18 protein-coding genes are annotated in these 21963 nt (G+C 64.6%); 10 read left to right on the top strand and 8 right to left on the bottom strand.

The annotated features are described in order from the left end of the window. Nucleotides 1–130 precede the first annotated feature (130 nt). The 10 genes from sppA (at nt 131) to AB7F49_RS09360 (ending at nt 9087) form a co-directional block, all read left to right on the top strand. Nucleotides 131–1123: a signal peptide peptidase SppA gene (gene sppA / locus AB7F49_RS09405; RefSeq protein WP_428521608.1), complete on the top strand. Its 993-nt coding sequence runs from the start codon at nt 131–133 to the stop codon at nt 1121–1123. Between the two features lie 61 nt (nt 1124–1184). Continuing rightward, nucleotides 1185–1475 carry an integration host factor subunit beta gene (locus AB7F49_RS09400; protein ID WP_428521606.1) on the top strand — a complete coding sequence of 97 codons (291 nt, stop codon included), beginning with the start codon at nt 1185–1187 and terminating at the stop codon, nt 1473–1475. A gap of 135 nt (nt 1476–1610) precedes the next feature. Further along, nucleotides 1611–1982: a LapA family protein gene (locus AB7F49_RS09395; RefSeq protein WP_428521604.1), complete on the top strand. Its 372-nt coding sequence runs from the start codon at nt 1611–1613 to the stop codon at nt 1980–1982. 9 nt (nt 1983–1991) lie between these two features. After that, nucleotides 1992–2936, top strand: coding sequence for an ornithine cyclodeaminase family protein (locus tag AB7F49_RS09390; protein WP_428521602.1), 945 nt, complete (start codon nt 1992–1994; stop codon nt 2934–2936). 41 nt (nt 2937–2977) lie between these two features. Next, a complete protein-coding gene (locus tag AB7F49_RS09385) occupies nt 2978–3652 on the top strand; it encodes a phosphoribosylanthranilate isomerase (protein WP_428521601.1) in 675 nt (224 codons plus the stop codon). After that, nucleotides 3649–4866, top strand: coding sequence for a tryptophan synthase subunit beta (gene trpB / locus AB7F49_RS09380; protein WP_428521599.1), 1218 nt, complete (start codon nt 3649–3651; stop codon nt 4864–4866). Before AB7F49_RS09385 ends, trpB begins: the two co-directional genes overlap by 4 nt. Beyond that, complete coding sequence (gene trpA, locus AB7F49_RS09375) at nt 4866–5705, top strand: tryptophan synthase subunit alpha (RefSeq protein ID WP_428521597.1); 840 nt, start codon at nt 4866–4868, stop codon at nt 5703–5705. Before trpB ends, trpA begins: the two co-directional genes overlap by 1 nt. 40 nt (nt 5706–5745) lie before the next feature. Next, entirely contained in the window at nt 5746–6729 is a 984-nt protein-coding gene (locus AB7F49_RS09370) for a Bug family tripartite tricarboxylate transporter substrate binding protein (protein ID WP_428521595.1), read from the top strand. Between the two features lie 52 nt (nt 6730–6781). Next, nucleotides 6782–7684 carry an acetyl-CoA carboxylase, carboxyltransferase subunit beta gene (accD, locus tag AB7F49_RS09365; protein WP_428521594.1) on the top strand — a complete coding sequence of 301 codons (903 nt, stop codon included), beginning with the start codon at nt 6782–6784 and terminating at the stop codon, nt 7682–7684. Nucleotides 7685–7770: 86 nt separating this feature from the next. Then, nucleotides 7771–9087 carry a bifunctional folylpolyglutamate synthase/dihydrofolate synthase gene (locus AB7F49_RS09360; protein WP_428521592.1) on the top strand — a complete coding sequence of 439 codons (1317 nt, stop codon included), beginning with the start codon at nt 7771–7773 and terminating at the stop codon, nt 9085–9087. Between the two features lie 74 nt (nt 9088–9161). On the opposite strand, the gene trxA is transcribed toward AB7F49_RS09360, so the two are convergent. The 8 genes from trxA to AB7F49_RS09320 all read right to left on the bottom strand — a co-directional run. Next, nucleotides 9162–9482, bottom strand: coding sequence for a thioredoxin (trxA, locus tag AB7F49_RS09355; RefSeq protein WP_428521590.1), 321 nt, complete (start codon nt 9480–9482; stop codon nt 9162–9164). Between the two features lie 115 nt (nt 9483–9597). Then, the gene (addA, locus tag AB7F49_RS09350; protein ID WP_428521588.1) at nt 9598–13035 is read right to left on the bottom strand and encodes a double-strand break repair helicase AddA; all 3438 of its coding nucleotides are present in this window, start codon (nt 13033–13035) and stop codon (nt 9598–9600) included. Further along, a complete protein-coding gene (addB, locus tag AB7F49_RS09345) occupies nt 13032–16151 on the bottom strand; it encodes a double-strand break repair protein AddB (RefSeq protein WP_428521586.1) in 3120 nt (1039 codons plus the stop codon). The genes addA and addB overlap by 4 nt, the downstream gene beginning before the upstream one ends. A 90-nt stretch (nt 16152–16241) precedes the next feature. Next, nucleotides 16242–16967 (bottom strand): nucleotidyltransferase family protein, encoded by a 726-nt coding sequence (locus tag AB7F49_RS09340; protein ID WP_428521584.1) that lies wholly within the window; start codon nt 16965–16967, stop codon nt 16242–16244. A gap of 31 nt (nt 16968–16998) precedes the next feature. Then, nucleotides 16999–18531, bottom strand: a complete 1533-nt coding sequence (tsaE, locus tag AB7F49_RS09335) for a tRNA (adenosine(37)-N6)-threonylcarbamoyltransferase complex ATPase subunit type 1 TsaE (RefSeq protein ID WP_428521582.1) — start codon at nt 18529–18531, stop codon at nt 16999–17001. Between the two features lie 40 nt (nt 18532–18571). Next, nucleotides 18572–21079, bottom strand: coding sequence for an ATP-binding protein (locus tag AB7F49_RS09330; protein WP_428521580.1), 2508 nt, complete (start codon nt 21077–21079; stop codon nt 18572–18574). 178 nt (nt 21080–21257) lie between these two features. Next, nucleotides 21258–21671, bottom strand: a complete 414-nt coding sequence (locus tag AB7F49_RS09325; RefSeq protein WP_428521578.1) for an RrF2 family transcriptional regulator — start codon at nt 21669–21671, stop codon at nt 21258–21260. A 62-nt stretch (nt 21672–21733) separates the two neighbouring features. Further along, nucleotides 21734–21963 (bottom strand): dUTP diphosphatase (locus AB7F49_RS09320; RefSeq protein WP_428521576.1); only part of this gene is annotated, 230 nt, incomplete at its 5' end.

The following is a 21963-nucleotide window of genomic DNA, read 5'->3' as shown; positions in this document are numbered from 1 at the left end:
ACCCCGCGGATGTTTCCGCGGGGTTCATCATTTCGCCGCAGCGATTTGCGAAATGTGAATGATTGCCCGGGTCAAATGCGCGCCTGCGCAATAGAATTGACCCTCTTTCGAATCAAATGGGAGCGAAGCCATGTCGCTCGATTCTCGGCCGCTTGACGCGGACCAGATCGTGGATCGCCGCCGGCTGCGGCGGAAACTGACTTTCTGGCGGGTGCTGACGGTTCTTGTCGTCCTCGCCGCCATCGGGACCGTCGCCGCGGTGTCGCGGCAAGGCTCGCTGACCGGCGTTGCCTCCGGCCAGATCGCGCGTGTCACCATTTCCGGGCTGATCAGGGGCAATCAGGAGCGCGTTCAGGCGCTCGAACGGCTGGCCAATTCCAGTGCCAAGGCCGTGATCGTTCACATCGACAGCCCGGGTGGCACCACGGCGGGTTCCGAGCAGCTTTATGACTCGCTGCTGCGCCTGAAGGCCAAGAAGCCAATGGTGGTCGTGGTTGACGGATTGTGCGCCTCCGGCGGCTATATCGCGGCCCTGGCCTCCGATCACATCATTGCGCAGAGCGCCTCGCTCGTGGGTTCGATCGGCGTGCTGATCCAGTTTCCGAATTTCACGGATCTGCTGAAGACCGTCGGCGTCAAGGTCGAGGACGTCAAATCCTCGCCGCTCAAGGCTGCCCCCAACGGTTTCGAGCCGACTTCTCCGGAAGCGCGCGCGGCACTGGCCTCGATTGTCATGGACTCCTACGACTGGTTCAAGGAACTCGTCTCCAAGCGCCGCAACCTGGAGGGCGAGCCGCTCGCCAAGGTCGCGGACGGACGCGTCTTCACCGGCCGCCAGGCGCTGGATCTGAAGCTGATCGATCAGCTCGGCAACGAGCAGACCGCAATAGCCTGGCTCGCCAAGGAAAAGGGAATCGACCCGAAGACCCCTGTCCGCAACTACAGTCTGCGTTCGCGGCTGTCGGACTTCTCGTTCCTGCATCTGACCGCCGTCTCGATGCTCCATGCGGTGGGTCTCGACGGGTTTGCGCGCAGTCTGGAACAGTCGGGCGCCTTTGCGGCGGTGGAGCGGCTTAATCTTGACGGTCTGCTGGCGCTTTGGCACCCTTCGCCGGTCAATTGAGCGGCGGACGGGGCCAGCCTGGCGCGGCCGGGAACACCGACGCGCATACCGGGCGGCGTGGATGATCAAGTCGGATTTGGTTACGAAGATCGCGGCACAGAACCCGCATCTGTACCAGCGGGACGTCGAGAATATCGTCAACGCCATCCTGAACGAGATCACGGCGGCGCTGGCGCGCGGCGACCGTGTGGAGTTGCGCGGTTTCGGGGCGTTTTCGGTCAAGCATCGCCCCGCACGCACCGGCCGCAACCCGCGCACCGGCGAGCATGTCTCGGTCGAGGAGAAGTCGGTCCCATTCTTCAAGACCGGCAAGGAAATGCGCGAGCGTTTGAACCGCGACGACGCGGTCTGAGCTATTGGTCATTCCGGGTCGTGACCGAAGGTCGTGAGCCCGGAATCCGGTTACAGTCTCGCTCGCATCTGGATTCCGGGTTCGCGCGTTCGTCGCGCGCCCCGGAACGACCATCGTCAATTCGGACAAGGTCAAATGCTCCGCAAACTCGTATTCTGGTTGATTTTGGTGCCGCTCGCGATCGTGATCGTCATGTTCGCGGTCGCGAACCGTGAAATCGTGACGGTGTCGTTCGATCCCTTCAACGCGAGCGCCCCTGCGGCCTCGATCAGTGTGCCGCTGTTTGTTCTGATCTTCGTGCTGGTGATCCTTGGCGTGATCATTGGCGGCGTCGCAGCCTGGCTGCGGCAGTCCGGCTATCGGCGGGTCGCACGAAGACATGACGCAGATGTCGCGGCCTTGCGGCGCGAGATCGAAACCCTCAACGCGAAGCTCGAAGCAGGGTTTGATCCGCCGGCACCGGAAGCGACGGCGCGGCTCGCCTATCGTCCGCCAGCGCATGGTTAGGCGGGCGTCATGCGTATCGTTTCCGCGGATGATATTCAGAGCGTCCTGACCTATCGGGCGTTGATCGATGCGCTGGACGAGGCATTCCGGGCCGATTTCGCCGTCCCGGTGCGGCACCACCACACCATCGACACCGAAGGCGCCGATGCCACGCTTCTCGTGATGCCGGCCTGGAAGGAGGACGGCGAGCGGTATATCGGGTGCAAGATCGTCACCGTCTTTCCCGACAACGCGAAAATCCAGCGGCCGTCGGTCTATGGGCAATATCTTCTTCTGTCGGGCGAGACCGGCGAGCCGCTTGCGATGATGGAGGGACGTGCGCTCACGGCCTGGCGCACGGCCTGCGCCTCGGCTCTCGCCGCGCGCTATCTCGCGCGCGAGGACGCCGCGCATCTTGCGATGGTGGGCGCCGGTGCGCTGGCGCCCCATCTCATCCGCGCGCATCTCAGCGTACGGCCGATCAGGCGGGTGACGCTGTGGAACCGCACACGCGCACGCGCGGTGTCGCTCGGCTTCGGCATCGCGGTTGCCGGCATCGAAGTTGATATTGCGGAGACGGCGGAAGAAGCGGTCCGCGAGGCCGACATCATTTCCTGCGCGACGCTCGCGGCGCAACCCCTGATCCGGGGGGCCTGGCTGAAAAAGGGTGCGCATCTCGATCTGGTCGGCGGGTTCACGCCAAAGATGCGAGAGGCCGATGACCAGGCGGTGAAGCGTGCGCGCATCTTCGTCGATACCCGCGCTGGTGCCGCCAAGGAGGCGGGCGACATCGTGGTTCCGCTGAAGAAGAAGATCATCGACGCGAAGGCGATCAAGGGAGATCTGTTCGATCTCTGCCGGGGGAAGGTGAAGGGTCGTACCTCCGCGAGCCAGATCACGCTGTTCAAATCGGTTGGCACGGCGATCGAGGACCTCGCCGCGGCAATGCTGGTGTGGAAGTCGCTCTCGGCCTGAGGGCAGACAAAGCAGGCCCGGCGCGCTAGAACGCGCCGATCATGACCACCCAGACCAAGATCTGCGGCCTGACCAGTCTGGACGCGCTCGACGCCGCTCTGAATGCGGGCGCCGACTTCGTCGGCTTTGTGTTCTTTCCGCCGTCACCACGCAACATATCGATCGCCCAGGCGCGAGAACTCGGCGCGCGGGTGCGCGGCCGGGCGTGCAAGGTGGCGCTCAGCGTCGATGCCGACGATGCCCTGCATGCGGCGATCGTGGAGGCGCTGGCGCCTGAATTGCTTCAGCTTCACGGCCACGAGACGCCGGCGCGCATCGTCGAGCTGAAGGCGCGCTTTCGCCTTCCGGTCATGAAGGCGCTTCCGGTTGAGGCGAGGGCCGACCTCGACGCCGTGGCCGCCTACAAAGGCGCTGCGGATTGCGTTCTGTTCGATGCCCGCGCCCCGAAGGACGCGACCCGTCCGGGGGGGCTCGGCAGGCCGTTCGACTGGACCCTGCTGAAAGCGCTTGATCCGGGACTGCCCTTCATGCTTTCCGGAGGTCTCGATCCGGGTAATGTCGGTCGCGCGCTTGAAATCACAGGCGCGAAGGCGGTCGATGTCTCGTCCGGGGTGGAGGCTGGACCCGGCGTCAAGGACCCCTCCAAGATCAGGGCTTTCATCCGCGCGGTGCGCGATGCGGATGCGGCTCGAGCGAATGTTGCGAGCAGCCGATGACCATCCAGCAGCCGAATTCCTTCCGCACCGGGCCCGACGAGACCGGGCATTTCGGCATCTATGGCGGCCGCTTTGTCGCCGAGACGCTGATGCCGCTCATCCTCGATCTGGAGCGGGCTTACGCCGAGGCGAAGGATGATCCCGCGTTCCAGAAGGAAATGGATTACTACCTCGCCCATTATGTGGGGCGGCCGTCTCCGCTGTATTTCGCCGAGCGCCTCACCGGGCATTTCGGCGGTGCGAAAATATACTTCAAGCGCGAGGAACTGAACCATACCGGCGCGCACAAAGTGAACAACGTGCTTGGCCAGATCATGCTGGCTCGCCGCATGGGCAAGACCCGCGTCATCGCGGAAACCGGAGCCGGCATGCATGGCGTTGCGACCGCGACCCTGTGCGCGCGCTTTGGATTGCCCTGCATCGTTTACATGGGCGCGGTCGATGTCGAGCGGCAGAAGCCGAATGTCTTCCGCATGAAGATGCTGGGCGCCGAAGTCGTGCCGGTGCAGTCCGGCTCGAAGACCCTGAAGGACGCGATGAACGAGGCACTGCGCGACTGGGTCACGAATGTCGGCGATACGTTCTATTGCATAGGCACGGTCGCAGGCCCGCATCCCTATCCGATGATGGTGCGCGACTTCCAGTGCGTGATCGGCAACGAGACGCGTGCACAGATGATGGAAGCCGAGGGCAGACTGCCGAATTCCCTCATCGCCTGCATCGGCGGCGGCTCCAATGCGATGGGGCTGTTTCATCCCTTCCTGGACGACAAGGACGTCGAGATTTACGGTGTGGAAGCCGCGGGCCACGGCATTCCGTCCGGCCGGCATGCCGCGTCTGTCACGGGCGGACGCCCGGGTGTGCTGCATGGCAACCGCACCTATCTCCTGATGGACGAAGACGGCCAGATCAACGAGGCGCATTCGATTTCGGCCGGCCTCGATTATCCCGGTATCGGGCCCGAGCATGCATGGCTTGCCGATATGGGCCGCGTGACGTTTCTCTCGGCAACCGACGACGAGGCGGTCGAGGCGCTGCAGCTGTGCTCGAAGCTCGAGGGCATCATTCCGGCGCTCGAGCCGGCTCATGCGCTCGCCAGGCTGAAGGACCTTGCGCCGGCGAAACCGAAGGATCACCTGATGGTGGTCAATGTCTCCGGACGGGGTGACAAGGACCTCGCCAGCATCGCCGAACATCTGGGGACGTCGATCTGATGACCACGCGGATCGACCGCCGCTTTGCCGATCTGGCGCGCGAGGGGCGCGCCGGCCTTGTCACCTTCGTGATGGCCGGTGATCCTGACTACGACACCTCGCTTGCGATCGTCCGCGCGCTGCCCAAGGCCGGTGCCGACGTGATCGAGATCGGCATGCCATTCACCGACCCGATGGCGGACGGGCCCGCGATCCAGGCTGCGGGTCTGCGCGCGCTCAAGGCCGGGCAGACGCTGAAGAAGACGCTGCAGCTCGTGCGCGAATTCCGCATGTCCGATCCGGATACTCCGGTCGTCCTGATGGGATATTACAATCCAGTCTACATATACGGGGTCGAAAGCTTTCTGGCCGACGCGATTGCCGCCGGTGTGGACGGTCTCATCGTCGTCGACCTGCCGCCGGAAGAAGACGGCGAATTGTGCGTTCCCGCGCTGAAGGCCGGACTCAACTTCATCCGGCTCGCGACGCCAACGACCGACGATGAGCGCCTGCCCGCGGTGCTCACGAACACGTCGGGCTTTGTCTATTACGTCTCGATCACCGGCATCACCGGGTCGGCGACCCCGAACGCATCGCGCGTCTCCGATGCGGTACGACGCATCAAGCGCCATACGGGATTGCCGGTCGCGGTCGGATTCGGTGTCAGGACGGCGCAGAACGCACGCGACATCGCGCAGGATGCGGACGCGGTCGTGGTCGGGTCGGCGCTGATCGACCGGCTGCGCGATAGTCTCGATGACAAGGGCCGGGCGACCTCCGGTACGGTTCAAGCAGTGACCGCGCTTGCTTCGGAACTCGCCGACGGCGTGCGCTCGGTTCGGCGGGTCGCTGCGCAATAGCAGTCAAAAAAGCCGCAATCTTCAGGGAGAGATACAACCCATGCTGTCACGCCGGACATTGATGAGCGGAGCTGCGGCCGGACTGGCCGCGACGCAATTGCCCTTCGCGGCTGCCCGTGCGCAGGTCATCCAGCAAACCACGCGCGTGGTCATCCCGTTCCCGGCCGGCGGCAGTACGGACACGCTCGCCCGCATCCTCGCCGACAAGCTGAAGGGCGTTTATGCACCGACGACGATTGTTGAAAACAAGGTCGGCGCGGCCGGACGCATCGCGGTCGAATATGTGAAGAATGCCGAAGCCGACGGCAGCGTGATGCTGTTCACACCGGATTTCCTGATGACGGTGTATCCGCACAGCTTCCGGTCGCTGAACTACGATCCCCTGCGCGATTTTACACCGGTCGCTACGGTCGCGAAATCGGCGCTCTGCATGAGCGTCGGCCCGGCTGTTCCGGCAGAGGTCAAGACGCTGTCGGACTTTGTCGCCTGGTGCAAGGCGAACCCGAAGAACGCAACCCATGCCACCACCGCGGCCGGCGGTACGCCGCATTTCGCCGGCCTGATGCTATCGCAGGCGTCCAAGGTTGAAATGACCCCGGTTCACTACAAGGGTGGCGCGCCGGCCCTGCAGGACCTGATCGGCGGACATGTGTCGTCCAGCGTCAACCCGGTTGGAGAGGTGCTGCCCTTCGCGAAAACCGGAAAGATTCGCGTGCTCGCTGTGACCAGCGCGAAGCGGTCGGCCTTCCTGCCGGATGTTCCGACGATGAAGGAATCCGGCTACGACGTGGTGATCGAAGCCTGGCTCGGCGCATTGGTGCCGTCGAAGACACCGGCGGAAATCGTGTCGAAGCTGAATCTGGTCATCAAGGACGCGTTCAGTGCGCCCGACGTGATGCAAAAGCTTTCCGCGCTTGGCAACGAGCCCGATTACAAGACGCCCGCCGAGTTCGCCGCTACCGTCAAGGATGATATTGCGCGCTGGGGCCCTGTGGTGAAGGCCTCGGGTTTCGTTGCGGATTGACGCATGAGGCATGTGGCAAGAGCGCGAGCATGCACATAGATAGCGAACTGGCATGAACTGGATTTCCAACGTCGTCCGGCCGAAGATCCGGTCGTTCCTGAAGCGCGAGACCCCGGAAAATCTCTGGATCAAGTGTCCGGAAACGGGGCAGCTCGTCTTCTTCAAGGATGTGGAAGCGAACCAGTTCGTTATTCCGGGCTCGAACTACCACATGCGCATGGGCGCGACCGCGCGCCTGAAATCGGTCTTCGACGGCGAGACCTGGCTGGATGTGGGCGTACCCGAGGTGCCGGTCGATCCGCTCAGGTTCCGGGACCAGCGCCGTTATGCAGACCGGCTGAAGGATGCGCGGACCAAGACCGGCATGAACGACGCGATCAAGCTCGGCTTCGGCCGGCTCGAGGGTACGCCGGTCGTGATCGGCGTCCAGGATTTCGACTTCATGGGCGGTTCGCTCGGCATGGCCGCGGGCGAGGCGATTATCAAGGGACTTGAGACGGCGATTGAGCGGGCAACGCCTTTCATCCTGTTCGCGGCCTCCGGCGGCGCGCGCATGCAGGAGGGCATCCTCTCGCTGATGCAGATGCCACGCACCACGGTTGCCGTCGAGATGCTGCGCGAGGCGAAGAAGCCCTACATCGTCGTGCTCACCAATCCGACCACCGGCGGAGTCACCGCCTCCTATGCAATGCTGGGCGATGTTCACATTGCGGAGCCGGGAGCGCTGATCGGCTTTGCCGGTCCGCGCGTGATTGAGCAGACCATCCGCGAGAAGCTGCCGCCAGGCTTTCAGCGCGCCGAATATCTGAAGGAGCACGGCATGGTCGATATGGTCGTGCATCGGCACGAAATGCGGTCGACGCTGGGGCGCATCTGTCGGCTTCTGACAAAGGCTTCGCCCAATGCGGGGCGCGCGGCGCTTCCCGCGACCAATGGCGCTGCGGCGCCGGCCTGAGTGCCATTCCCGCCCAGGCATGAGTCCGGCGCTTTCCGACGCGACAGGTTTCGCGTGGACAAGCGGTCCGTGATAGTCAGAACTGCATGTCCGCTCTCGACCACACGCTGACGCGCCTGCTGGCGCTGCATCCGAAACTCATCGATCTGTCGCTCGAACGGATGTGGCGACTCCTGGCGCGCCTGGATCATCCTGAACGCAGGCTGCCGCCCGTCATTCATGTCGCCGGGACCAACGGCAAGGGCTCGACGATCGCGTTCATGCGCGCGATCCTGGAAAATGCCGGCCATCATGTGCATGTCTACACGTCGCCGCATCTGGTGCGTTTCAACGAAAGGTTTCGGATCGCAGGCGAAGGTGGCGGACAACTTGTCGGTGACGACGAACTGAGGGCTGTGGTGGAGGAATGCGAGCGCGCAAATGCCGGCGACCCCATCACCGTATTCGAGATCACCACTGCGGCCGGTCTCGTCCTGTTCTCACGGCATCCCGCGGACGTGCTGCTCCTTGAAGTCGGACTCGGCGGCCGGCTCGATGCCACCAATGTGGTGGATGCGCCGTTGCTGAGCGTCATCACACCGGTGTCGCTCGATCATGCCGACTATCTCGGAGACAGGATCGAGAGCGTCGCGGCGGAGAAGGCGGGAATTCTCAAACGCGGCGTACGCGCGGTGATCGGGCCGCAGACACCGGAGGCCCTGTCCACGATCGAGCGCGCAGCGGAGCGCGTGCGCGCGCCGATGCGGGTCGCAGGCGAGCACTGGAATGCCAGCGAGGAGCATCGCCGGCTGGTTTACCAGGATGATGACGGCCTGCTCGATCTGCCGGGGCCAAAGCTGATCGGCCGCCATCAGTTCGTGAACGCGGGTCTCGCGGTCGCGGCCTTGCGGGCTTCGGGGCTGAAAATTCCAGCGAGCGCCTACGAGGCCGGAATCGTCAAGGCGGACTGGCCCGCGCGCATGCAGCGCCTCACAAACGGACATCTCGTGCCGTTGGCGCCCACGGGCAGCGAAATCTGGCTCGATGGCGGCCACAATCCGGACGGCGGCCGTGCGATCGCGGTTTCACTTGCCGATATTGAAGAACGCGCGCCGAAGCCGCTCGTCTTGATCGTCGGCATGCTCGGTACCAAGGATTTCGAAGGCTATCTGCGCTGCTTCACCGGGCTTGCACGCCGTCTGTACGCGGTGCCGGTGCCAGGTGCGGAGCGCAGCCTTTCACCGGCGCAGATCGCAGATGCGGCGATCCGGATCGGCATCCCGGCCGAGGTCGCAAGCGGCGTCGAAGCCGCGCTTTCTGCCGTGAAGGCGCTGTCGCTCGAAGTGCCGCCCCGCATTCTGATCGGCGGCTCGCTCTACCTTGCCGGCGATGTCCTCAGGAGGAACGGCACGCCACCGGAATAGCGCGGGCAGAGCGTGAATCACAATCGCCAGGGTGTTGGCCCTGGCGATCTCCAGTCGATCACTGCTGGGCCGGATCACACCGCCGCGTTGATCCATTGTTCGAGCTTCGCCTTGGGCGCAGCGCCGACCTGACGCGAGGCGAGTTCACCATTCTTGAAGATCATCAGCGTCGGGATCGACATGATGCCGTATTTCGACGCAATCCCGGGATTTTCATCGACATTCAGCTTCACGATCTTGACCTTTTCGCCCAGCGCATTCTGGATTTCGTCGAGCGCGGGCGCGATCATGCGGCATGGGCCACACCATTCCGCCCAGAAATCGACGACCACGGGACCGCTGGCCTTCAAGACTTCGCTCTCGAATGTCGCGTCCGATACCTTTCCAACGGCCATGTCACACCTTCCGAATCGCAATACCGGCTGAAATTCCGATGGTCGAACCTAAGAATGGCCTCCGCCCCGGTCAAGCCCGCGTCACCGCCGCGTGATCCGCAAGGGTGGGGCGCCGTCATGCGCCGGCGAGGGTTGCAACGGCTGAATCGAGTGCATCTTGCGGGATTTCCATCAGCGTCGCGTTGTCGGTCCAGACCAGGGCCGCGCGAACCATCTTGCCGGGGTAGATCCGCTGCAGCAATGCGCGATAAAGCGCAAGCTGCCGGCAATAGGTACGGGGAACCCCTTCCAGCGCGGTGGGCGCCGGCCGGTTGGTCTTGTAGTCCGCGATCAATACCTCGGTATCCGTGACGGCCAGCCGATCGATCTGTCCGGTGACGGAGTAGGACGGATGTCCGTCTCGCGGCAAAATTCCGGCAATCGCAACTTCGGCCCGGCTGCCCGGCCCGAACAAGGGGGCGAACCGCGCCTCGTTGAGAATCGCGTGTGCCTGAATTGCGATTACCCTGCAATCCTCCGGCGACAGCATTCTGCGATTGCGGTCGAGGAAATCCTCCGCGGCCTCGGCGCGGAGATCAGGCGCGAGGTCAGGCAGCGACTGGATCAGGCGATGCAGCAGGCGCCCGCGCTCCAGCGCATGGGCGCGATCGAGTTCGCCGCTCCCATGGTTCCATTCGCTGCCGTCCGCATCCGAGGGCGCAATCGCGACCGTTCGCCACGGCTCGGCCGGAACCGCCTTGTTGATCCAGGCTGGCAGAGCAACAGGTGTGCGCGTGTTGGCCTTCGGAGCCGGTTGCGGAAAGTCGAAGACATCCTTGCGCAGCCGCCAGACAAGCCCGTCGCCATCTTCGGATGGTATCTCGATTGTGGGTGCGGTATCGCCGCTCAACAGCGCGCTTTCGATCAGGCGATACCAGCATTGCGGATCGATCCCGAGCGCACCGTCGCTCTTGGGTGTCGTCCCGCAAATGATGAGCCGCTGTTCGGCCCGCGTCATCGCAACATACAATAGGCGTTTGTACTCGGCGATACTCTCCTCTCGCGCCAGCCCGCGGGCGCTCGCAACAAGCGGCGGATCGGTATCTTGCGCCTTCGCCCAGACCACACCGTCTCCACCGGTGAGCGGAACGTCCAGGAGCCGGGGAGGCTTGTAACCCTGCGGCCGTGTGGTGGTGTCGGCCAGGATGACGGTATGGGCTTCCAGCCCTTTCGCGCCATGCACGGTCATGACGCGAACCTCGTCGCGGGTGACCTCCATGTCGCGCTTGACCTCGGCATTGGCGGCGCGCAGCCAGGAAACAAAGCCCTGCAGCGACGCCGTCTCGCGTCGCTCATATTCGAGCGCGAGATTGAGGAATTCGTCCAGCGCATCGTTCGCCTCGGGTCCGAGCCGGGCGAGGATGCGCTTGCGGCCGCCGCCCGGCCCGAGGAGCCGCGCATAAAAGGTGAAGGGGCTGTCGCGGAATGCGGCGTCGGTCATATCCTTCAGACGGCCGGCAGCCTCCGGAAACTCTCCCGCCTTGCCAAACAGGGCCGCCCGGAGCGGAAGGAAGCCGCGGTCATGGGCGATCCTGAACAAATCTTCCTCGCTCATTCCGAACAGGGGACTGCGCAGAACCGAGGCGAGCGCGAGATCGTCTTCCGGAAGCAGGAGCGCGTCGGCGAGCGCCACGAGGTCCATCACCGCGATATGGTTGAGCAGCACCATGCGGTCGGCGCCGGCGACCTGGATGCCCGCTGTCTTCAGGGCACGGATGATCGCCTCGAACAGCGGGCCGCGCTGCCGCACGAGGATGAGAACGTCACCGGGCCTGGTGCCGGCCCTTTGCCACAGCTTCACATGGGCCGCGATTTTTTTCGCGAGCCGAACTTGAGTACTGTGTTCGCTCATCGTGTCGAACGGCGCGTCCCAGCCTTCGATGCTGGTCTTTTCGTCCGGCAGCACCAGCGGCCAGATGTCGACGTGTCCGGGCAGCTTGCCGGGCAGGGCCTCGTGGACGGTCCGTGTCTTGTCGGACGACAGCGCCTCATAGGCTGTCGGCTGCGCGAACACGGAATCGACGGCCTGCAGGATGACCTCGCCAGACCGGAACGAGGTCAGGAGCTTCACGTTCCGCCACTCCAGCTTCGCCGCCTTGAAGTCGCGCTCGAAGCCCTCCTTCATCTCACCGAACTTCTCGGGCGCGGCGCCCTGGAAGGAGAAGATCGACTGCTTGTCGTCGCCGACCGCGAACATCGTGCGCCTCGCGCCGCGCGCGCCTTCGCCGGCGGTGAATTCCGATACCAGCGTGTGGATGATTTCCCATTGCTTCGGGCTCGTATCCTGCGCTTCGTCGAGCAGCAGATGATTGATCCCGAGATCAAGCTTGTAGAGCACCCAGGCGGCGGATGTGCGGCCGAACAGCGCCAGGGTGCGGTCGATCAGGTCGTCATAGTCGAGCAGGCCGCGCCGTGCCTTGTCGCGCCGGTAACGGACGATGACTTCATGGGCGACGGTGATCAGCGCTCTCGTGCGGTCGCGGCATTCCACCGCACGCAATTTGCTGAGAAGCGCGCAGACGCGTTCCTGCTCATGCTCAAGCTGCTCGGCGCATCCCGGGTCATTGTTACGCAACGCCTTGCTCACGAGGTTTTTGCGCGGTTCGAGCTTTCCGGTGCAGAATATCTGCACATACGCGTCGAACTGCGTTCCTCTTGATGAATTCAGCGCGGACGCGAGTGCGCTAGCGCGCTCCACGTAGCTTTTGCCGCCAGCCGTCAGAGTTGCGGACAATTCGTTCCAGCAAGCAATACCGAACGCGGCTTCCGCCAATACGCGGTCCTCAATCTGTTGCGCGCTATCCCCCGGATCGATGCCCAGCGCCGCCGACAATTCCGTGACCGCGGCCTCGACCGATCCTGTGCGTGCGACCCATGCCTCGATCCTGTCTCGCTCACGGACCGCTTCGGCGATCAGCTCCTTGAAGGTCTGGTCGGCCGCGGCCTTGATCGCATCCGCCAGCGCCTGGCCGATCGGCGAGTGCGGCCTCGCGGCGCCTTCCAGCATCACCGCGAGCGTGAGCTTGTCCAGCATCTGGGACTGGGTGGCATCGTCCAGTACCTCGAAGCCCGCGCCGGCATCGGCCTCGAACGGAAATTGATGCAGCAGGCGCGTGCAGAAGGCGTGGATGGTCTGGACCTTGAGCCCGCCCGGCGTTTCCAGCGCCAGAGCAAACAGCCGCCGCGCGCGCGTTCGTAGCCTTTCGTCGGGCGTGATTCCGATCTCGCGGATTGCCTGGTCCAGTTCCTCATCGTCGAGCGCGGTCCATGCCGACAGCGTGTTGAACACGCGCGACGCCATGGTCGCGGCCGCGGCCTTGGTGAAGGTGATACACAATATCTTCGCCGGATCCTCGCCGCGCAGCAGAAGCTTGATCACGCGCTGGGTCAGCACGTGCGTCTTGCCCGAGCCGGCATTGGCGGACGCCCAGGCGGATACCGCGGGGTCGGAGGCGTCGTGTTGCGGCTTCAGAACGCGCTGCGGAAGCTCGCGCCTCGGGTTGCGCGCGCTCATGTCGGGATATCCGGGTCTTCTTCGCCGCCGGTCGCCGACCACTCGCGCACGCGCGCGAGATGATCGAAATCGCCATAGGTGCGTCCCACCCACATCGGGCGCCAGAATGAAAGATAGGCCGTCTCTTCCAGCGCGAATTTCGTGACCAGTTCATGCAATTTTGTCAGCGCGCGGTCCGCCGCTTGATCGACGCTCATGTTCTTGAATCCGCGTGGGATGCTTTCGCCGCTCGGATCGCCGCCTTTGAGGCGCAGATACATGAGTTCTGAAACCAGCCCGCTTTTTGGTACGCCTTCGAACTGGCCATGCTGCACGATCGTTGCCTGAAGAGTGAGCTGGGGCGCGAGCCCGCTTTCAACCTGACTCTGAGTCGGCGGCTGTCCGGTCTTGTAATCCAGCACGGCGAAGCTGCCGTCCTTCAGCATCTCGATCCGGTCGGCGCGTGCAGTGAGCAGGAAATCATCGGTGACCTGCAATTTGCCCTGCACTTCGGCATAGACGGATTGAACGGTCTTGCGCCGCTCGATCTCCCAGTCGACGAACCAGCGGGCGATGCGCGCGAAGCGCGGCCACCAGAACGCTTTCGCCTCCGGAAAATCGTTCAGCGGCGCGAAGGCGTCGCGTCCGAGCGCCATCAGTTCCTCGAGCGGTTCGTCCGGGAGGCGATCCGCAAACCGCGCCGTGAAGTCACCGATCGCCTTGTGAATGACCGTGCCGCGGTCGCGGGCGCCCGGCGGGGTATCGATCGGGTCGAGCGCCTGCAGGCGCAGGATGTGTTTGGCGTAGATCGTGTAAGGGTCGCGCAGCCAATGTTCGATGTCTGTGACCGGCAACCGCTTGGGCCGCACCGCGACCGGCGGCCGCGGTTCTGGCCGCTCCGCCGCCTTCACCTCGGCCGGGCGGTCGAGTGCCCGGGCCCAGTCAAGATATTTCGCGCCGCGCTGCTTCACGGTGTCCCAGGCCTCCGGTCCGGCGACCGCCGCCAGTCGCCGGACAAAGCGCGACTCCACGGTGGGGGAGCCCTCTCTCTTGGCGGCATGCGACAGGATTACCTCTCGAGCGCCCAAAGCCTGGGTGAAATCATGGGCCGATAATCCAATGCGGCGCTCCGGAAGGTCGAGCCCGAGTTCCTGCCGCATCGGCCGGTTCAGCCATGCGTCGTTGTGCGGCTCCGGCGGCCAGACACCTTCGACGAGGCCAGCGAGAACGACCCGATCCGCCTGCTGCAGCCGCGCCTCCAGGGGTCCATAGATGCGCACGCGCGCCCCGGGGGCGCCGGGCCTGCGCACGACGCGATCGGAGGCGATCACGCGGAACAGGTCAGCGTAGTCATGCATATCGACCAAAAAAGCTGCGGCCTGGCCGCTGTCGATGATTGTCTGAAAGGTATCGGCAAGCCCGCTGCCATCGCGTTCCATCAACGCCGCCGCTTGTCCCTTCTGATCGAGCGACAGCGCCGCAACCACGGCGTGATGGCGGACCGCGACCTCGCGAAGCGGAACCGCCGTGCGCAACGCCGCCAGCGGTTCGAGCGCGGGTTTCAGTTTTCCGACCAATTCGATGGCGCGGCTGAGGTCGCGGTCGGAGAGCCGGCGCCGCGGGTCTCGCGCATGCAGGGTCTCCCGCTCCGCACGCAGGTTTTGCAATGCATGCTCAAGCCCCTCGGCGCCCGCGCGCGGCCGGGGCCCGCGCAGGATCGCCCGTTCCAGAAGCGCAATCGCAGGCCGGTGCGCGGATTGATGCTGACCGAGCCGGCAAAGCGGATGCTTGAGCAAGGCCAGAACGGTCACCGGCTCGCAGCCGTTCAGCGCGGCCTCCGCTGCGAGCCGCGCGAAGACTCCAGCCGGTGTCTCTGAAAGCGGATCGCCGCCCGAATCGTCGACCGGAACGTCCCAGCGCTCCAGTGCGACGCGCACACGCCGCGCCAGTGCGCGGTCGGGGGTAATGAGAGCGGCGGTGCGGCCTTCGCACTCGGGGCTTCCGTCGGCGACACCCTCGCGCAATGCCAGCGCCACCGCGATCGCCTCCTCTTCGGTGATGGCGGCTTCGATCAGCGACAGACCAGCAAGGGCTGTGGCCTTGTCTTGTTCAAATGCGGGATCGGTCAGGGTGTCGCGCCAGCGATCGGTCGCTTCCGCCGGACGCATCGCCTCCGATGCGAGGCGCTCGCGGCCGTGGGCGGCGGAGGCCACGAGAACCTCGACCCGATCCCGCTTCACGCCGAGTCCGCGCAGGAAACCTTGCATGGAAAATTGCGGGTGCCCCGGCGCCGGATTGGCCGTCTTGGTCCCGCCGATCGCTTCCCAGGAAGGCTCATCAAGTCCGGTGTCGAGGCCAGGCAGCACGACCGCGCCGTTCGGCAGTCGCGCGATCGCCGCGAGCAACTTGGCGGTGGATGGCATCGACGCGGTTGAGCCTGCCGCGATCACCGGCCCCGCGCCGTCACGCGCGAGCCGCGCGGCCTCCGCATCGATCAATGCGTCGCGCCGCGCCGTCGCGTCCATCAGCCCCTGTTCTTCGAGCAGCTTTGGCCAGTGCTCGCGCACGATCCTCAGAAAATCGAGTGTCGAGCTGAAATATTCATCCATTTCGCGCGGCACCAGCATGTCAAGTGCCGATCCGTCCATGCCGCGGGTGATCATGTCGTCGTGCAGCCGCGCCAGTTCGCCGGCCATGGCGAAAGCCGAGGTCGGCGAATTCGCGATCAGCGAAGCTTCCCCGCCCCGCTTTTGCGCCGCCGCCCATTTCAGGATCATCTGCGTCAGCAGCGCCTTGCGATCGAACGGGTCCATCGCGCGCGCAAGCCGCAGCCGTTCCGGCGCCAATGGGCCGCCTGCGAATTCGGCGAAAATGATCTCGTCTTCGTCGATATCGCCGATCGGCACCAGACGCGGCAGGATTGCGGCATCACCGCCGCCTGCAGACAGGAAGACATCCCGCGCGAGCCGGCAGGCACGCCGTGTCGGCAAATACAGCGTGGCCTGTGCGAGCGTCATCGGATCGCGCGAGCCCGGGAAGCCGTCGACAAGTCGTCCCGCGAGCAGCGCCTCTATCAGCGCCGGCAGAAACGGAACGGACGATGGAAGCGTGAACAGGCGGGGTTCGCGGCTGGCCATTGCACGGAAGCCTAGCGCAATCGGTCACGCCAATGCGAGCATCTCGTTCGTGGATTGCGGCGCCGGAAACCACCGTGTCCGGACGAACCGTTACGCCGCGCTCTGCAAAATCGCGTGTTCCGCAAGCGCGATCGCATCCGGCGTGCCGACATGCATCCAGATGCCGTCGAGCCGCAGGCCGAACAGGCGCTCGGCTTCCGCAGCCTTTACGAACAGGCGGTTCAGAGAAAACGGTTCCTGCGGCGCGTCCTGAAACAGCGCCGGAGAAAAAATTGCCGCGCCGGCATAGACGAAGGGGGTTACCTCGCGCTCGGCCCGCGGTTGCAGCCGCCCGTCCGGTGCCATCGCAAAGTCGCCGCGTCCGGCATAGCCGATGCTGGTCGCGGCGGGCGCCAGCAGAAGCAGCGCATCCATGTGCGCCGGGTCAAACGCGGCCGCGAGCCGCTCCAGATTGCCGCGCGTGCCATCGAGCCAGATGCTGTCGGAGTTGATGAGGAAAAACGGGGCGCTGCCAAGCAGGGGCAATGCCTTGACCACGCCACCCCCGGTATCGAGCAACTGGCTTCGCTCGTCCGAGATCGATATCCGCGGTGCCCTGCGCCCGGCGACATGCTTTTCGATCTGATCGGCAAGATAGTGCACGTTGATTACGGCAGTGGCGACACCGGCCGCAGCGAGCTTGTCCAGTACGTAATCGAGCAGCGCGCGGCCCGAAACCTTCACCAGCGGCTTGGGCATCGTGTCGGTCAGCGGTCGCATGCGCTCGCCATATCCAGCCGCGAGCACCATCGCCGTTTGCGGAACGCCTTGCACCATGCGAATCATCCCTCCAACGCCTGCTTCTGTATCATAGCCGGTCGAAAGCCGGGACGTTGGTATCGTACCAGGCGGCAAGATCGGAAAGCGCCGGATGTCCAAGAGCGCGTTGCAGATTGCGCCATACCCGCGGCATGTGACGCAGATATTGCGGTTTGCCGTCGCGCCGGTCGAGGCGCGCGAAGATGCCGAGAATCTTGGTGGCGCGCTGAGCGGCCATCACGGCGTAGACATTCGCAAAAGCGGCACGGTCGAAGCTGGAATCGCTTTCGCCTCGCTTTCGCACGTAGCGCGTGAATAATTCCCGCTCGAGCTGGTCGGGCACGTCGACGCGCGCATCCTGCAGGAGCGAGGCCACGTCATAGCCGGCAGGGCCGATCACCGCATCCTGGAAGTCGAGCAGGCCGACGCGCCGGTATCCTGTTCGATCCGGCAGCCAGATCAGATTGGGCGAATGGTAGTCGCGCAGCACGAAGGTTTGCTGCCCGGACAGTGCGGGCCCGAGTGCGGAAAGCCAAAGCTGCCGGAATTCGTCGCGTGCGGCGTCATCGACGGCCAGCCCGCGATGCGGGACGTACCAGTCCAGCAGCAGCTCGGCCTCGATCAGAAATGCGCCCCTGTCGTAGCCGGGCAAAGCATAGGTCGTGCCGTCGGGCAACGGCAGCGTCGGCGTGATCTGCCGGTCGTGCAGCGCTGCCAGGAGTTCGGTGGCGGCGAGATATCGCTCTTCGATCGGCGCGGGTGGCGCACCGGCAACGAACGGCTCGATGCCGAAATCCTCGAGCAACAGAAAGCCGTTTTCGAGATCGGCGGCATAGATTTCCGGCGCCGAGAATCCGAGCCTGCGCAATCCGTCCGCCATCGCCACGAACGGCCGCACATCTTCCGCGAGATGAGCGATCGCGCTGTAGGACTTGCCATCCCGGACCGGAGGACCGTCGGGCCGGCGCGGGGCGTTCATCAGGATGGCTCGCTGTCCGTCGCGGACGACGCGTTCATAGACGCGGGTCGAAGCGTCGCCCTGCATCCGGTGGCGCGCCGCTCTCGCGTAGTCGGCCCGGTGCAGGAATGTGCGCAGGGCGTCCAGTCGGGCTACGCGCGCTGCCAGCCTGCCATAGCCGGTGACACGAGCGTCACGATAATTGTCGCCGCGTGCAGGCGACAGCGTGAAGGCGATGTCGATCCGGTCCCGCGGAAGCCGGTCGCCGCCACGATCCGGCCATTCCAGCAGGCCGATGCCGCTTGCAGCGATCTCCTCGAAGCCGAGCTCGGTCAGTTCGTCGGGGCTGGAAAGGCGGTACAGGTCGGCATGCGCAACCGCGAAGCGCGGCGTCTCGTAGACCTGCATCAGGGTAAAGGTCGGGCTCGGAACCGCCATTGCGGGGTCGCCGGCGAGGTGCTGGATCAGGGCGCGCGCAAAGGCTGTCTTGCCCGCGCCGAGATCGCCGGACAGCGTCACCAGGTCTCCGGTTTCGAGTGCATTGGCAATTTCGCAGGCAAAGTGCTGTGTCGCCTGCTCGTCTTCGAGCGCAACGGTGAAACGCGATTCAGCGGATGGTGCCATCGGTGGGGATGAGCCGGAGCGACGCGGTCTGCATCGGGCGTCAGGCCGCAGCGATCTGCTGCTGCGTCGGAGGCCGGATCGGGAAGGTGCAAGTCACCGTCGTTCCTTGCCCGACCGCGGACTCGATGTCTACAGCGCCGCCGTGCAATTGCACGAAGGAACGAACGATCGAAAGGCCAAGTCCCGCACCGCGATGCTGTGAGCCGAGCGGATGGCTCTCGAACCAGTCGAAAATCCGGTCCTTCATCTCGGGCGGAATGCCGGGCCCCTCATCGGTGACGGAAAAGGCGATTGAATCGTCGTGCCGTTCCGCGCGCAGCCGAACCATGCCGTTTTTCGGCGAGAAGCCGACCGCATTGGACAGAAGATTGAAGAGCACTTGCCTGATCCGCCGCTCATCGGCCGAGAAGGTGCCGATGTCGGCCGGTTCGGCCTTGATCTCGAGCGTGATGTTGTCCTTCACCAGCCGGTCGCGAATGCCTTCGGCCGCGCCCTCCATGGTCTTGCAGATGTCCACCGGTCCGAGATTGAGGGTCATGGCGCCGGCGTCGATGGTGGCGAGGTCGAGAATGTCGTTGATGAGCGCAAGCAATGCGTTGGTCGAGACGGTGATGTAGCCCAGATATTCCGACTGGCGATCGGTGAGCGGTCCGGTCGCCGGATCGCCGAGGAAATGCGCGAACCCGATGATATTGGTCAGCGGCGAGCGCAATTCGTACGACACGTGGTGCAGGAAATCGATCTTGATCTGGTCTGCGGTCTCCAATGCCTCATTGCGCTCGCGCAACGCCCGCTCGACATTGACGGTGTCCGTGACGTCCTGGAATGTCACGAGCGTCGCGCCGTCCGGGAGCGGCAGCGTGGCCAGATCGACCACACTGCCGTCGCGTCGCTCGAGCCGGCCCTTGATGGCGTCGCGCTGGCCGATCGAGGTGACCGCGGTGCGCAGCGAACGCAAGGTCTGGTCCTCCGCCTGCAGCGGCGCGCACCATGCGATGACCGCCTCGATATGCGGCCGTTCGGCGAGCGCTTCCTCCGGCAATTTCCACATCTGCTGAAATGCCGGATTGTGCAGCCGCAACCGGCCGTCGCTTGCAAAGACGGCGACTGCCTCGGCAAGATTGTCGAGGGTCTCGCCCTGGACGCGGATCAGCGCATCATAGCGGCGTTCGAGGTCGAGCCGTTCGGTCACGTCATCGAACAGATAGGTGACTCCGCCCTCGGTATTGGGAGTCGTTACCACACGCAATGTGCGCCCGTCCGGTAGGTGCCAAAGCTCCTCGCGCGCTTCGAGATTGCGATAGGCTTCGTGCAGCTGGCTCTTCCAGATGCGGAAGTCCTGCTGCTCCGGGAGTTTTCGGGCAGCACGCAGCCGGTCGAGGATGGCGGAGTCGGTCGGGCCATGATCCAGATACGACACGTCGAGGTCCCACAGCGCGCGATAGGCCTCGTTGTGGAAGCGCAGCGTGTGGTCGGCGCCGAAGATGGCGACGCCGGTTGCGAGCTGATCGAGCGTGCGCCGATGCGCCTCGACCATGCGCGTCATTTCGGCGCGAATCGTCTCGATTTCGGTCGCGTCGATACCAACGGCGGCGCTCCCGGCCGGTGTCGGCACTTCGACCACGTCGAACATCCGCCGCGCCCCGGCGATCACGGCGGGGACCCGGCCGCGATACGGGCTGCCGTCTTGGCGCATGCGCGCGGCCTCGTCGCGCGCCGACTTGTCGAGCAGCTCGAGATTGCGTTCGACCGCTTCGGTCGGATCACGGGTCTCGACCGCGCCGGCATAGGCCGCGTTCACGAAATCGAGCCGACCTTCGTGATCGCGCGCCCAGACCGGGAACGGCAGCGCATCGATCAGCGTGCGAAGCGCCATCATGTCGCCGACCAGGCGATCGTGGCGCAGCGTCAGGGCCAGCAATTCACCCTTGAGGCCGCTGACGTCACGCAAACGCATCACCGCGCGGCCTCCGATGGCGCGGCCTTCCGCCTCCACCGATTTTCCGCCAAGCGTCGTCAGCGTCATTGCGAAGCCTTCGCCCTGCTCCCGCAGCGTCGCGACCGATGCCTCGATGAGCTGTGCCTGATCGGCGGGAAGCCATGATCCGAACGCCAGCACCCGTTGCGGCATGGTGGCTTGCGTGACGATCGTCACGTCTCCGGTGATGTCGGGTTCGTCGGACCCGGCCGCCCAGGCGACGACGATCTGCGGCTCCGACAGAAGCAGCGCATTGACGCGGTCGACTTCGGCGGTGAGCGAATCGATGTCCCGACGCGATTCCGCGTCGGCAGCAGCCGCGCGCTGGCGCATCCGCACCAGCATGATCGAGGTCACCACCGCGAAAAGCACGACGCCCAGTGTCAGGGCGAGTGCCGCCAGTTCATGGCTATCGAGGCTCGCGAAGGCACTCAGATAAAGGTCGACCGGCATCGAGTCCCGGATCGTTGCGGCGCTCGATTCGGAAGTCGTCCACAGCGTGCCGAGCGCGGCGAGCCATCCGCCGCGCCGCGGATCGGCGCTGCGGACGCCGCCGGTCGACCGAATCATTCCCGCATACCCATTGCCCCCAATACGGCCGGCTGCCGGCGGTAGTCCGGCGCGAACCCCGTATTGTCATGGACGCAAAACGAAACGGACCGCGGCTGCGGACCGAATCATTTGACTTTACCCTCAAGGGGAGTCGCGCGGTAAGAGTCCAGACCGTGAACGGGCGCGACGGCCAGGATCAGGATAATGACTTCGCCGCCTGCTTTACGAGTTCGTCCAGGTGGATCGTGGACAATGCGATCGAAAACGCCCGTTCCGCCTGGGCGAGCGAAGGCAGGACCACGTCGCTGACCATCCGTGATCCGGGCAGGCGGGGCGCGACCGGATCCTCAACCGTTCCCGCAGCGCGAAGGATTTCGTTTGCGGTGATGCTTTCAGTCTTGCGCCCGAGTTCATACCCGCCGCGCGGTCCCCGCACGCCGCGCAGGATGCCCTCATGCACCAGGGCCTGCAATACGGGTTCAAGGTGTCGCGGAGGCAGCCCGTGCCGCGATGCAAGAGCTTTGGCCGAGACCGGCCTGGCGTGCGAATTCAGCGCGACGTCGATGACCGCTGCAATGGCCAAGATGCCTTTCCGGGACAGCAACGGCATTCCAATTTACTCACCGTCATTGTGTTTATGATGCATAACGGTAGTAAATTACAGGACCGTGTCTACCCCTCCATCGCGGTATTGACACTTTTCGTACCTGTGGAACCGAATCCGGCGTCGCCGCGCGCCGTTTCACTCAACTTCTCAACCGGACGGATATGCGCGCGCACAACCGGCGCGATCACGAGTTGCGCGATTCGCATCCCGCGTTCGATGGAGAACGGTTGGGTGCCGTGATTGATGAGCAGAACCGCGACCTCACCGCGATAATCCGCAGCGATGGTCCCGGGTG

This window comes from Pseudorhodoplanes sp. (genome assembly GCF_050250235.1).
GTDB lineage: Bacteria > Pseudomonadota > Alphaproteobacteria > Rhizobiales > Xanthobacteraceae > Pseudorhodoplanes.
Note: the sequence above shows the minus strand (reverse complement) of the source record. Positions and strands in the feature narration are given on the sequence as shown.